Annotated in this window: 9 protein-coding genes; 3 read left to right on the forward strand and 6 right to left on the reverse strand. The window is 52.8% G+C overall.

Annotated features, from left to right (window positions below; all coding sequences use genetic code 11):
• Positions 1 to 2: 2 nt before the first annotated feature.
• Complete coding sequence (rep, locus tag GKC68_RS21855; RefSeq protein ID WP_047714879.1) at positions 3 to 2,024, reverse strand: DNA helicase Rep; 2,022 nt, start codon at positions 2,022 to 2,024, stop codon at positions 3 to 5.
• Positions 2,025 to 2,171: 147 nt separating this feature from the next.
• Here rep and ppiC point away from each other — a divergent pair, with 147 nt between their 5' ends.
• Positions 2,172 to 2,453 (forward strand): peptidylprolyl isomerase PpiC, encoded by a 282-nt coding sequence (gene ppiC, locus GKC68_RS21860; protein WP_013024048.1) that lies wholly within the window; start codon positions 2,172 to 2,174, stop codon positions 2,451 to 2,453.
• On the opposite strand, the gene GKC68_RS21865 is transcribed toward ppiC, so the two are convergent.
• Complete coding sequence (locus GKC68_RS21865) at positions 2,454 to 4,511, reverse strand: AsmA family protein (RefSeq protein ID WP_342656498.1); 2,058 nt, start codon at positions 4,509 to 4,511, stop codon at positions 2,454 to 2,456. It lies immediately after the preceding gene.
• A gap of 63 nt (positions 4,512 to 4,574) precedes the next feature.
• Positions 4,575 to 5,348 (reverse strand): cyclic-guanylate-specific phosphodiesterase, encoded by a 774-nt coding sequence (gene pdeH / locus GKC68_RS21870; RefSeq protein WP_028725419.1) that lies wholly within the window; start codon positions 5,346 to 5,348, stop codon positions 4,575 to 4,577.
• Positions 5,349 to 5,616: 268 nt separating this feature from the next.
• Here pdeH and GKC68_RS21875 point away from each other — a divergent pair, with 268 nt between their 5' ends.
• Both GKC68_RS21875 and GKC68_RS21880 read left to right on the forward strand, forming a co-directional pair.
• Positions 5,617 to 6,549 carry a sugar kinase gene (locus GKC68_RS21875; protein ID WP_089528824.1) on the forward strand — a complete coding sequence of 311 codons (933 nt, stop codon included), beginning with the start codon at positions 5,617 to 5,619 and terminating at the stop codon, positions 6,547 to 6,549.
• Positions 6,550 to 7,458: 909 nt separating this feature from the next.
• The gene (locus GKC68_RS21880) at positions 7,459 to 8,331 is read left to right on the forward strand and encodes an alpha/beta hydrolase (RefSeq protein WP_028725417.1); all 873 of its coding nucleotides are present in this window, start codon (positions 7,459 to 7,461) and stop codon (positions 8,329 to 8,331) included.
• A gap of 4 nt (positions 8,332 to 8,335) precedes the next feature.
• Here the strand turns inward: GKC68_RS21880 and GKC68_RS21885 are convergent, their stop codons facing one another.
• The 3 genes from GKC68_RS21885 to hmsP form a co-directional block, all read right to left on the reverse strand.
• Positions 8,336 to 9,844, reverse strand: coding sequence for a pitrilysin family protein (locus GKC68_RS21885; RefSeq protein WP_047714875.1), 1,509 nt, complete (start codon positions 9,842 to 9,844; stop codon positions 8,336 to 8,338).
• Between the two features lie 245 nt (positions 9,845 to 10,089).
• Positions 10,090 to 11,379, reverse strand: coding sequence for a dicarboxylate/amino acid:cation symporter (locus GKC68_RS21890; protein ID WP_170934936.1), 1,290 nt, complete (start codon positions 11,377 to 11,379; stop codon positions 10,090 to 10,092).
• Positions 11,380 to 11,597: 218 nt separating this feature from the next.
• The gene (gene hmsP, locus GKC68_RS21895; protein WP_264253304.1) at positions 11,598 to 13,607 is read right to left on the reverse strand and encodes a biofilm formation regulator HmsP; all 2,010 of its coding nucleotides are present in this window, start codon (positions 13,605 to 13,607) and stop codon (positions 11,598 to 11,600) included.
• Positions 13,608 to 13,775 lie beyond the last annotated feature (168 nt).

Consider the following 13,775-nt stretch of genomic DNA (forward strand, 5'->3'; position numbering starts at 1 on the left):
GATTAGCTCTTTTTCGCCTTTTCCAGCATTGCACGTAACCCGGCCACCCGACTCTGGCCGGTTTTCATGCGCTCTTCTGCACTAACCACTTTGCGCTCGGTTTCCCACACGACGTCGTCCTGCGGCAGCTCCAGCAAAAAACGGCTGGGTTCAGGGCGGATGAGCTCACCATACTGACGGCGCTCCCGACACAAGGTAAACGTCAGCTCTTTCTGCGCGCGGGTGATGCCAACGTAGGCCAGACGGCGCTCTTCCTCAATGTTGTTCTCATCGATACTGCTCTGATGCGGTAACAACCCTTCTTCCATGCCGACCAGAAACACGAAGGGAAACTCCAGCCCTTTTGAGGCATGAAGCGTCATCAGCTGTACCTGATCAAGCTCTTCGTCGCTCTCACCGCGCTCCATCATATCGCGCAGCGTAAAGCGGGTGACAACCTGCGCCAGCGTCATCGGCTCATCCAGATCGCTGCCCTCCAGCATTTCCGTCATCCACTGAAACAGCGTATTGACGTTTTTCATCCGCATTTCAGCGGCTTTGGGGCTGCCCGATGTCTCAAACAGCCAGCTTTCGTAATCAATGCCGCGAATCAGATCGCGCACGGCATTAACCGGTTCACGCTCACTGAGCTGGATAATGTCGTTGAGCCAGTGGGTGAAGCGCTGCAGATGTTCAAGGCCGCGCCCCGTCAGCGTTTGCCCAAGGCCCACATCAAAGCTGGCGTTAAACAGGCTTTTATTGCGGATATTGGCCCACTCACCGAGTTTTTGCAGCGTTGCCGGACCAATTTCGCGCCGTGGCGTATTCACAATACGTAAGAAAGCGCTGTCATCATCGGGATTGGTCAGCACCCGCAGATAAGCCAGCAGGTCTTTGATCTCAGGACGAGAGAAAAACGAGGTTCCGCCTGAAATGCGATAGGGAATGCGGTTCTGCATCAAGAATTTTTCGAACACGCGGGACTGATGATTACCGCGGTACAGGATCGCGTAATCTTTATACTGCGTTTTATTAATAAAGTGATGGGCAATAAGTTCGCCCGTTACCCGTTCGGCCTCATGTTCTTCGCTATTGGCGCTCAGCACCTTGAGTTCACTGCCCAGACCCAGTTCAGAAAAAAGACGCTTCTCAAACACATGAGGATTATTAGCGATCAAAATATTCGCGGCTTTGAGAATACGCTGTGAAGAGCGGTAGTTTTGCTCAAGCTTGACCACCTCCAGCGCTGGAAAATCCTCATTAAGCAGGACCAGATTCTGTGGCCGGGCACCGCGCCAGGAGTAAATCGACTGATCGTCATCTCCGACAACGGTAAAACGCGCGCGGGTGCCGACCAACAGCTTCACCAGTTCGTACTGACTGGTGTTTGTATCCTGATATTCATCCACCAGCAGGTAGCGAATACGTTGTTGCCAGCGCTCGCGGACGTCCTGATTACGCTGTAGCAGAAGCGTAGGCAACAGAATCAGGTCGTCAAAATCCAGCACGTTACAGGATTTCAGATGCCGGTCATACAGGGCGTAGCAATGGGCAAACACGTTATCCCGCTCCGAGCGGGCCAGCGCGGCCGCCTGCGGCGGATCGACCAGATCGTTTTTCCAGTTCGAAATGGTAGAAATAAGCTGCTGCAGTAACGTCTTGTCCTCTTCCAGCCACTCGCGGGTCAGCTCTTTGAGTAACGCCAGCTGATCCTGATCGTCGAACAGGGAAAAGTTGGACTTCATGCCCAGCGCCACATATTCGCGCTTGATGATTTCCAGACCCAGCGTGTGAAACGTGGAGATCATCAGGCCGCGCGCCTCTTTGCGCCCCAGCGTTTGCGCCACGCGCTCTTTCATTTCACGTGAGGCTTTATTGGTGAAGGTTACGGCGGCGATATGGCGGGCCTGATAGCCACACTCACGAATCAGATGCGCGATTTTGTTGGTGATTACGCGGGTTTTTCCCGAGCCAGCGCCTGCCAGCACCAGACAGGGACCGGTAACAAATTCGACGGCTCGTTGTTGGCTGGAGTTTAAACGCATCAGGACATCGCTCTGTTGAAATAAGATACTAATTCCAAACCGCGAGCCGGCATGTACTGGCTCAGTGAACAGGCGCGGTAAACGCATCTGCGATTTGAAAAGACAGGTTTATAATGGGGGACGATTATACACAACAGAGACATTATCATGGCGAAAACTGCCGCAGCTTTACATATTCTGGTGAAACATGAGGCGCAGGCAATCGCCCTGCTGGAAAAACTGCAAAAAGGCGAAAACTTCCAGCAGCTTGCCCGCAAGCATTCTGTGTGCCCTTCTGGTCGGAACGGGGGAGATTTAGGCGAGTTTCGTCGGGGAAAAATGGTCGCGGCTTTTGATAAAGCGGTATTCACCTGCCCGTTGCTACAACCTTTCGGGCCGGTGAAAACCGCTTTTGGTTATCACATTATCAAAGTGCTCTATCGCAACTGATCACTTCTTCTTCATTTGCTGCAGGACCCGGCTGCACTGATTCTCGTCAGTATCGCTGGGTGAAATCAGCGCCAACAGCGCTGCCGCAGGCCCGACCACAGCACCTAATGCCACGGCCGCTGCCCCGCGCGCCAGTAAGGGACCCGTTTTCACGCCAGCGTCCGGATGCTTGAAGGTGCCCCGAACATACAAAGGCGAGCGCAGGGTTACGATTCGGATGCCTTTACTCTCTGGATTGACCGTAAGATCCAGCCGCTCGTTGGCAAAGTTCGCGTTGCCTGAGACGTTGATGAGGGCATTTTCCGTATCGAACACAAACAGGTTTGGCGTGGCCAGACCGTTTTGCAGTTTAAGATCGGTGGCCGCACAGTTAATACGAACTTCATCATCACCAAACAGCTTACCGACCAGATAGTTGCCGACGTTTAGTCCGGCAATTTCCATCAGGTTGCGGCTGATCAGTCCGTCGTTCATCAGCAGTTTCAACTGACCGTTGCTGGTTGCCAGCAGGTCAGCAACGGAGTTGCCGGTGCCGGTCAGGCTGGCATCGCCGTTCAGCTGACCAAGGCTGTTTTGCATTGCCTGTACGTCGGGGAACAGCTGGCGCAGGCGAAGTTTACGGGCATGAATATCAGCCCGGCCGCGCATCGGTGAGCGATCCCCTTCCAGGCGGATGGTGCTGTTCAGATTACCGCCCGCCATACCGAAACGCAGTGGATCAAGCAGCAGGTTTCCATTATCGAGCTGCAAATGGGTATAAAGATCGCTCAACGGTAGTGAGCCGCTGTGTTCGATGCGTTTGCCGCTAAACTTCACATCCGCGTCCATTACGTCCCAGCTTTTGGTGTTAAACCTGTCGTGAGGCAGAACGCGGTCCGCAGGCTGTACGGTTTTTTCACCGCGTTTTGCCTTGGCCTGTTCGGTTTTCTCGCTGCCCTTGCCCGAGTTAACACCGATCAACGGGCCCAGATCCGCCATACGTAACTGATCCGATCTAAGTTCACCGACCAGTTTTGGCCGTGGCTTGCCCTGGCTGTAGGTCAGGGAGCCATGAATATCGCTGTCGCCAATATGACCATTGAATCCCTGGTAACGAAAAACGGCGCCGTCTTTACCGGTGAATTTGGCAATCAGGCGGCCATCAGTTTCATAAGGCGGCGTATCCGGTAACAGAACGCCGGTCAGACCGTAGAGGTTTGCCAGCGTATCGCCAGAAAAACGTAGACGCACGTCCAGCCCGCCCAGATTCAGGGGGTCCTGGACGCCGCCGGTCAGCTGTACGCGCGTGCTACCGTTCCGAACGTCTGCCTGAATCGGGAACGGTGTGGTCTGACTACGCAGGGATAACATGCCGCCAGTCTTGCCCTGACCCGTGAGTTGTTCATTGTGGTAGCTGCCGCTTGCCTGCCAGCCAAAGACAAAATCACCCGCGCCTTGCTGTTTATCGTCTCCGCCCGCGATTTGAGAATAGGGCACAGGCTTGCCGAGCGGGTTAACCTTCAGCGTAACATCGGCCTGGTTAACGGCATCGCGGTAAAGAAGGGTGCCCTGATCGAACAGAATATTATCAAGACGAAATGACCAGGCTGAAGGTGCCGCATTGTTATCTTTGCTGTCGCTGTTAGCGAGGGTAAAGGTCCAGTTGTTTTTCTTATCGGCGGTCTGAATCAGGCGGGCATCCGGCTGCTGCAGTTTTATCCATGGGATAAAAACTTCTTTGTGCAGCAGGGCCAGAGGGGCAAGTGTGGCGTCCACGCGTTGCAGGTGAATCATGGTCACGTCAGGAATATCAGGGGGATTGCCCAACATTATGTCTTCGGCGTGCAGATGAGGCCAGGGTAACCAGCCGCGCCATCCGGGTTCTTCAGGGTTACGCTGCCATGCGACGCCCAAATCCCCCCGAATGGCAAAGGGACGGTTAAGTTCCGCAGACACTTTCTGATTAATAGTGGGTTTCAGGCGATTCCAGTCGAATGTTGCAATGACTATCACTACAACGACGATCAGCAATACAACAATCCCGCCAATCCAGCTTACGATTTTTCCGGCGCGTGACATTAGGCTTCCTCCCTGCTCTTTCACGGTCTCCGTTAAAGATAGTCGAGAGCGCGCGGGAAGGGATCAATCAAGCTGGACAGGAAGGCTTTTCAGTTCGGAAAAAGGAGCAGGACGAGAAAAAAAATACCCTTGAGCCGCCATCGCCGGGGACGATTTAACCTGATCCCACTCCTGTTGCGTCTCAACGCCCTCAACAATCACGCCGTTACAGTAACGATTAATCAGCGACAACAGCATGGGAAAAAGTATCCGGCCTTCATCCGACGCACGTAAGAGAATAAAAAGTTCACGTGACAGCTTAATGTAGTCGTATTTAAGCTCGGTCAGTGCAGAGAAGTTCGCCATGCCCGAACCGAAATCGTCCAGCCACAACGGCCCCAGTTCAGGCATTTGCGCGACCATCTCCTCCTGAGGCAGGACGTGGTGCTCGGTCAGCTCAAAGCGCACCCAGGGTAAACGGGTAATCAGACTGCGAATCGGCATATGGTTTTGTATCAACGACAACGAAGGGCCGTCAATATTCACTGATGCCATGACGTTATTGCGACTAAAGAACGATTCCCACTGGGTGAGTAATTCTAACTGCTCCTGAACAATATCAAGGCGTTGTACTATTTCCAGCTCAGAAAAATAGGCTTCAGGAGACAGTTTCTTCTCTGGTTCAGACGGATGTGTGATGGCCGTCAGCAGTTCAATCGCCAGCAGTTGCCCGGAAACCTTATAGATGGGCTGAAAGGTATAGCTGCGTTGACACTGTTGCCAGATGAGACGTTTTTTTTGCTGCAGATTGATGTCAATTGAAGAAGGTAGCCATTGACTAAAATTCTCCATAACCATGGTCTTTTCCTGGTTGATAGTAAGCGCCTTCATCTGGCGGCCTGGCAGCGCTTATCGTTTAACATTCGACAACTTAGTGAAAACCCGGCCACGTTGAAGCAACGAGTCTACGCCTCTTTTAGCGCGACAATCGCCGAAACAAGCCGCTTTATCGGGTTAATTATCGCTTTACCTCATCCCAAATTAAATTAAAACGCTGTTTTAAAAAGTTGACGATGACGCTAACAAACGCGAGACTGTAGCAAATGTAAACTACAGGCCTGAAACCATGACGCATAAAAAAATCGCCGTTATCGGTGAATGCATGATTGAACTGTCTGAAAAAGGCGACAACATTAAACGCGGCTTTGGCGGTGACACGCTCAACACGGCCGTTTACCTTGCCCGACAGGTCGATCAACACGAAGTCCGGGTGGATTACGTGACGGCGCTGGGAAACGATCCCTTTAGCGCACAAATGATGGCCCGCTGGCAGCAGGAAAACGTGCATACCGACCTGATCCAACGCCTTGAGGATAAAATGCCCGGTCTGTACATGATCCAGACAGACGACGAGGGCGAGCGCACATTCTGGTACTGGCGCAATGACGCAGCGGCACGCTACTGGCTTGATGGCCCTCTGGCTGAAGACATTTGCCAGCAGCTGGAACATTACGACTACATTTATCTCAGTGGTATCAGTCTTGCCATCCTGACTGACGCCAGCCGTGCAAAGCTCATGCAGCTGCTGGCAAACTGCCGCGAAAACGGGGGCAAGGTGATTTTTGATAATAATTACCGGCCTCGCCTGTGGAAAGACAATGCCAGCACTCGCCAGGCCTATCAAAAGATGCTCGATAACACGGATATTGCCTTCCTGACGCTGGATGACGAGCATCTGTTATGGGGCGTGCAGCCTGTCGAAGACGTCATTGCCCGGGCACGTCAGGCAGGCGTTAGCGAAATCGTCATTAAGCGCGGCGCGGAATCCTGCCTGATTGCCGCGGGAGAGCAACCTGTTAGGGAGGTTCCGTCAATCATGCTGGCTAAAGAAAAGATTATTGACACCACGGCGGCGGGCGATTCGTTCAGTGCAGGCTATCTGGCTAAGCGTCTGGTTGGCGCCTCGGTCGAGGAGGCCGCCCAGCGTGGTCATCTCACTGCCAGCACGGTTATTCAGTTTCGTGGGGCGATTATTCCGCTGGAAGATATGCCTGCATAATTGCTCTGTCGCGTGGCCAGGATGAGACGAGTATCCTGGCCACGCCTGACTGTAAACGGAGTGAGTAGGAATCGCAGCAATCTGGTCTGCATGAGCGTGCGTGATAGGGAAAATTCCTGGCCTTTTACAAAGGCATCGATTTTAAAACGCAGGTGACTGAGCAGAATCCGCCCATTGTGTTTTTCAGTCATGCCGGCACCGGGCTTGAGCTTTATCCGCTGCCAAATCTGGCAAAAGATATCAATGAAAGCCATGCTGAGGGCGGGTTCAACGGGATTACTGATGCCATAAATGTTAAGTCAGAGCAGGAGGTTAATAATCTCATGGCTTTGGTACAACATCAGGGGGAACCGGGTTAAGCCGCCACAAAAAGTCCACTGGGGCGGCTACAGCGATTATTTTCGCGATCCCGATGGCTATTTCCGGGAGATTGCCTGGGCATCCTTCTGGACGTTTGACGCTCGAAACAGGCTAATTATTGATGAAAGCGCGTAGCGCTCGCGTTCTGCGCGCCGCAGCCCGTGCCAGACTTCCCGCTTGCACAGCGATTAACCGCGCAGTAACACATCACTTTCTTTAAATAAAAATATGATAAATATGTCCTGCGTTTCCGTCAGGGCAAAAGGAAAACCCATTCATTTAACTTAAGTCAGCTAACCCGTTTCCTTCTTGCTTTATCCTGTCCTCGTCCGTTAATGCCAGCTAATCTTAATTCATTTTTATTCCTTTAAAATTATTGGCTTAGCACCATGCTCAGCATGCCAGGCATAGTCTGAATCTCGGCATTTTAGCGGTTTTGAGTTGGACGATTAGGCCAAAAGAGGCCATCTTTTAAACAGCGACAGCAGGATGCTGTTTTCACGGCCGCGAACAAAACAACGACAACATCTCTCGCATCAGGACACAGCTATGAATACTGAAATCATTAATATCTGGCCTAATGGTGATGCGCCCGGTGCCAGCGATTCACGCGCTCAGCCACAAATAGTTGATACGGCAAAAGAGTACGAACCCTACGATCGCGTGGCAACCGGCGTTCGCTGCCCGGAAATGGCTATCTGGCATCCTGTGGAATCCAACGGGATTACGCTCCTGGTCGCGCCCGGCGGGGGCTACCATCGCATTATGATTGACCGTGAAGGCAGCGCGCTGGCAACCTTTTTCACCTCTATGGGTTATACCCTCGCCGTCATGACCTATCGCCTGCCCTATGACGGACATCATGAAGGACCGGATGCCCCGCTCGCCGATGCGCAGCGAGCCGTGCGCGTCCTGCGCGAGCGGGCGCAGCGTGGCCTGAACGGCAAATACATTGTTATGATGGGTTTTTCGGCTGGTGGCCATGTTGCCGCAAGTCTCGGCACGCGGTTTGCGGAGAAGATTTATCCCGTTCAGGACAATGCAGAGAGTTTTTCGCCTCGTCCGGACGCCATGGTGCTGGTTTATCCTGTGATCAGCATGCGTGATGGCCTGGCCCATGAAGGCTCGCGCACCCGTTTATTAGGCGCATGGCCTGACCAGAAAGCGATTGATGCCTATTCACTCGAAACCCGGGTGCACAGCCAGGTGCCGCCGACCTTGCTGATTCATGCCGCCGATGATGATGCCGTCCCGGTGAATAACAGCATGGTGTTTTTCAGTGCATTACGGGAACACAATGTTCCCGTCGAAGTGCATTTTTACCAGAAAGGCGGGCACGGTTTTGGCATCCGTGGCGTTGCGGATTTGCCCCTCGCCAGTTGGCCAATGTTAGTGACCGAATGGCTCAGGGCAAAAACCTGATAGATCAGGAGGTGGGTGGCGCTGCATCACCGGCAGCATTACTGTCCGGCTGGCTGACGTCCCCGCCAGCCGCCGGTGCAGATGCTGTCGCAGGCAACGCCATCAGCTTATCCCAGCCCGTTTTAAGGCTCTTAACGTTGGTTTCTGATTCCCCTTCCGGTTGAATCAGTACCATCATTAACTCCTGACTCAGTTGCTGCCGCAGCTCCTGATTGAGCTGCTCCCGCGTCAGGCCGGAGAGAAAATTCTGCCGCAGCTTTTGATACTGCTCCGGTGCAATATCTACCACCGAATTGCGCTGCGAGCGTAAACGCTGGCTGATCAGCACGTCAGTATCTGTGCGCGCGTAGGTTGTGAACAGCTTATTCAGCTCCAGAAGTTTTTGGGCCATCAGGGCATCAAACTCTTCCTGGGGCAAACCGTTATCGCGCACGGCAGCCAGCTCGCGGGCAACCAGGTTCATATTCTGTTCCAGGCTGTCATTGCGCGTATCCATATTAATGGAACACTGCGCGCGCTGGTAAAGCACCCGACAGTCAAATCCCACCTGCGCACCCTGAACTTTTTTATTGCTCATTGCGCGCTGAACGTGCCAGAACAGCGCTTCGCGCGCCAGATCGCTACGCCAGTAACGCTGCAAGTTCTGTGAGTCCCGGATGGGCTGCCACGGCGTATCCCAGACAAGGGACAGGCGATCCTGCGCTAACGTGCCGCTGACCAGGTTAACCGGATCGTGCGGCAAAGGAGACAGGGTGGGCATGGATGCAGGGGCGCTGCGCTTGCCTTCCAGCGGTGAAAACGCTTTGTTGATTTGTTCGGAAAGGTTACGGCTGTCGACATTGCCGACGACATAAAGTGTCATGGCATCTGGCGTATACCACTGCTGGTAGAAACTTTTCAACTGCGCGACGTCAACGGGGGCACGCGGTTTCTCAGCCGGGTCGTGCGCCAGCAACGCCGATCCTTTCAGCCGATAGCGCCACCAGACATCCTGAGTATCCGCAGGCCAGGTTCTTACCGGATCGGAAGCGGACAGGGCTGTATCGACAACCTGATTAGTAATTGCCATATCACCCGCCGTGGCCGCCAGCCAGTTCAGGGCTTCTTTCAGTAACTCAGGGCGGTTATTGGGCAGGCTTAAATTGTATTGCGTGTAATCATACGATGAAATAACCGGCGGCAGAGGCCGCTGTGGATCGATACTCTGCTGCCATAATGCGCGCTGCTGATTCGTATCCAGGGCGGTATTATGTACCAGCGCCAGGCGTGACAAAAGGTGGCTGAAACCGGTTTGCTGGGCGCTTTCCACCAGTGAACCGGTATTAACCACCATGCGTAACTCAATGCGATCGCTTGGCCGTTGCGGTGTTGCCAACAGTTGCCAGTTAAATCCGTTGTCCAGTCTTCCCTGTTGCCAGGCTGGATCAGGTTGCAGCGTTTCTGCCGGCGCACCGTAACTGGTCGCTGCCAGTACTAATCCACCAACCAAAAGCCGAATTCTGGTGCCCTGCATGTGAACCCCTACTCAAACAATTCAAAAATCGTTATCACTGGCGCGTTTAGCCGCGTTTATAAGCAAACCGGACATGGCCGATTCGCGCTGCCGATCATTAACAACAGGTTTGACCACAGGAAGACCGGGATGTCACGCAACGAAGTGAAAAACGTTGAAAAAAACAAGTGGGGTTTATTATCCAAATGCCCGCTGTCAGGGCAAGTGACAGCGGGCATTTGAGAGGATTAAATCACATTCAAAGGTTAAATCGCAGATTCTGAGGGATTTTCTGCCTTATTTTTGCCCGCCAGCGTGTCACCCAGCTGTTTTTTATCCAGCTGATCGACCCATTTTGCCACCACCACCGTAGCAACGCCGTTACCGACCAGATTGGTCAGCGCACGCGCTTCGGACATAAAGCGGTCAATACCTAAAATCAGCGCCAGGCCAGCAACCGGTAAATGTCCTACTGCTGAAAGCGTTGCCGCCAGCACAATAAACCCGCTGCCCGTTACCCCGGCTGCGCCCTTGGAAGACAGCAGTAGCACGACCAGCAGCGTAATCTGATGGAAGATATCCATGTGGGCATTGGTGGCCTGGGCGATAAAGACAGCCGCCATCGTCAGGTAGATTGAGGTTCCGTCCAGGTTAAAGGAATAGCCTGTTGGAATTACCAACCCCACCACGGACTTCTTACAACCCAGCCGTTCCATCTTATCCAGCATACGTGGTAGTGCAGATTCCGATGAAGAGGTGCCCAGTACAATCAGCAGCTCTTCTTTGATGTAGGCAATGAATTTAAAGATGCTGAAGCCACCGAAGACGCGAGCGATGAGTCCCAGCACCACCACCACAAACAGAATACAGGTGATATAGAAGCAGATAATCAGCTGTCCAAGCTGGACCAGTGAACCTACGCCATATTTACCGATGGTAAAGGCCATGGCACCAAATGCCCCAATAGGCGCAAGGCGCATGATCATATTGATGATGCCAAAAATCACTTTGGAGAAGCTTTCGATCACGTTGAAAATTAACGTGCCCGTGTTGCCCAGACGATGCAGCGCAAAACCGAACAGGACGGCAAACAACAGGACCTGCAAAATGTTACCGCTGGCAAAAGCACCAATCACGCTGCCCGGAATCACATCCAGTAAGAAGGCAACGATGCCTTGCTGCTCGGCCTGCTGGGCATAAATGGCCACAGCTTTCGCATCCAGCGTCGCGGGATCAACGTTCATGCCCACACCAGGCTGTACAACGTTAACCACGATCAGACCGATGATCAGCGCAATAGTACTGACGATTTCAAAATAGAGCAGCGCAACCGCACCCGTGCGGCCGACGGCTTTCATGCTTTCCATCCCGGCGATACCGGTCACCACCGTACAGAAAATCACAGGCGCGATGATCATTTTGATCAATTTAACGAAGCCATCCCCTAACGGCTTCATTTGGGTACCTAAATCTGGATAGAAATGGCCCATAAGTACGCCGATAGCAATGGCGACCAGAACCTGGAAATAAAGGCTTTTAAATAGTTTCATAAACAGGTATCCACTAACGAATAGGGTAATGTTGTCGGATTTTTTATAGTGACTGGCTGGCGAGGCAGGCCGGGCCAGACAGTGGACAGAAAATAACACTCTGTTTACGTGATTAATACAGGGCTGCAAAGTCAGGGGAAATGATACAAGCGTAATTCTGAACTGAAACGCTTCAGCAAGGGGTTTTGTAACTAAAATTCTTGCAAAATCAAGGAATCAGAGGACTAATCCTCCGGTTGAGGTGAGGGAACCCATTGCGCATTGAACTGCGCCAGCGGCAGGGCTTCAGAGTAGAGATAACCCTGACCAATCGTGATACCACGCGCAAGCAGCCAGTCACGCTGCTCACAGGTTTCTACCCCTTCAGCAATCACATCCAGATCGATAATATCCGCAATGGCCGCAACGATGCGCACCATCGTGTCATCTTCAGGTAAGGCGGCCACAAAGCTGCGGTCCATTTTAAGCTTATTGACTGGCAATGACTTAAACTGGTGCAGATAGTTCAGGTTGGAATAGCCCATCCCAAAGTCATCAAGCGCGACGGCAACACCGGTTTTTTGCAGCATTCTCAGCAGAGAAATAGCCTGCTCGGCATCGCCAATCTGCGCGGTTTCGGTCATCTCCAGCACCAGAGAACCGGGCGCAATGCGATGCCGCTCAAGCAGAGCGTGCAAATGGCTGACGATGCTGGCATCGCGTAACTGTACGGCAGAAATATTGATACTCAGCGGCACCGTTACGCCGTGACGCTGCCAGCCCGCCAGAATGCGACAGGCTTCCTCAACGACCCAACGGCCAATGGCGGAAATCACCCCGATCTCTTCAGCACTGGCGATGAATTCTTCGGGTAAGCCATAGCTGCCGTCGGCCTGACGCATGCGTAACAGCGCTTCCGCACCGGCTAACCTGCCGGTCTGCATATCGATTTGAGGCTGCAGATAAAGGGCAAACTGGTCGTCGTGCAGGCCTTGTAAAATATCATGTTCCTGGGTCAGGCGTTTTTGCGCACGCTCAGTTAACGCCGCATCAAAAAACAGGATCTGATTTTTGCCCTGACGGCGTGCTGACATCATGGCCGAAGTCGCTCTGTCCAGCATTTCACCGGCGCCCATCGACTCACCCTCTTCACCTAATGCCAGGCCGATGCTGGCATTAGGCCGTAGCTGTAATTGATGCAGATTGACGGGCTGGTTTAGGCGAATCATCAGATTACGGGCCAGACGCAGGGCGCGAAACGGGTTATTGGCTGATTTCATCAACAGAACGAAATCGCTGGTTGTGGTCTGCGCTAAGACAGTGCGGTCATCAATGGTGCTGCGAATTTTGTCGACCAGCGTTAACATCAGCGTATCGCGCTGCTCGTCGCTTAATACGCCGTTGGCTTCCTGCAGCGTTTCAATGCGGATGACCATCAAACTAAAAGGCTGTCTCCGGGAAGAGATAAACTGGTCCAACAGTGCTAAAAACAATGCCCGGTTAGGCAGATCGGTAACGGCAAAGTGCGTCGTTAACCGGCTCATCTCATCGTGGATAGACTCCAGCACGTGTTGATTGCGGTTATAACTGCGAATCAACATACCGATTTCATCGTCGCGATGATCGGCAGGCAGGGTGAGTTTGTGCGTCAGAATTGACTGGGGCGGCAACTCCTGTATCTCACGTGAAATTCGCCGCAGTGGATGCACCACTAACCGGTTGATGCACCAGCTTATCGAGACCGACAGTATCAGCGCCAGCAGTAGGTAGGTGATGATCATCGTCGAGAGCGTGCTCAGGATAAACTGATAAACACGCGTTGAATTGGCCTGTAAAACCAGATAGGCCAGCGGCTTAGGTAGGCCAGTATGTTCCACCGAATAGAGCGGTAGCGTGATTTGCACCGGCAGCTCAAACAGACGGGCCACCAGCCTGGGAACCGGCTTTTCGTTTTCAAAATTCGCGTGGAGCGCCTGAAAAGCATTGGGCAACACCACATCCGCGCGCGATAAGATGCCTGCCGGTTTAAGAGAGTGAAGAATGCGTTCGGCCTGAGGAATATCGGCTTTAAGGACGGCTTCAGACAGCGGCTGACGCACGGTATGCGCGATATTCTCCATTTGCTGGGCGTAGTCGATCCTGCGCTGCTGCACAAAATGGAACAGTTGGATAACGATAAAAATGCTGATGGTGACCGTCGCAATCAGAGAAACGGTTGCCATCTGTTTTATCGTCAGTGATCGGCTTACGCGCAAAAATTTTACTCCCGGCTCGCTAAGAGTGTAGATATCCGTCTGGAAAAGCGTGTCAAGTATATCCTATTGCAGCGTTATTTTGTGGCTTAAGGGGGCGGAAGCAGACGATTCAGAAAGGAGGATGTAACAAAAAGAGAGTTGTCTCAGCAGCATCCCCTTAATGTGGAA

Source organism: Pantoea sp. RSPAM1 (assembly GCF_038816185.1).
GTDB lineage: Bacteria > Pseudomonadota > Gammaproteobacteria > Enterobacterales > Enterobacteriaceae > Pantoea > Pantoea ananatis.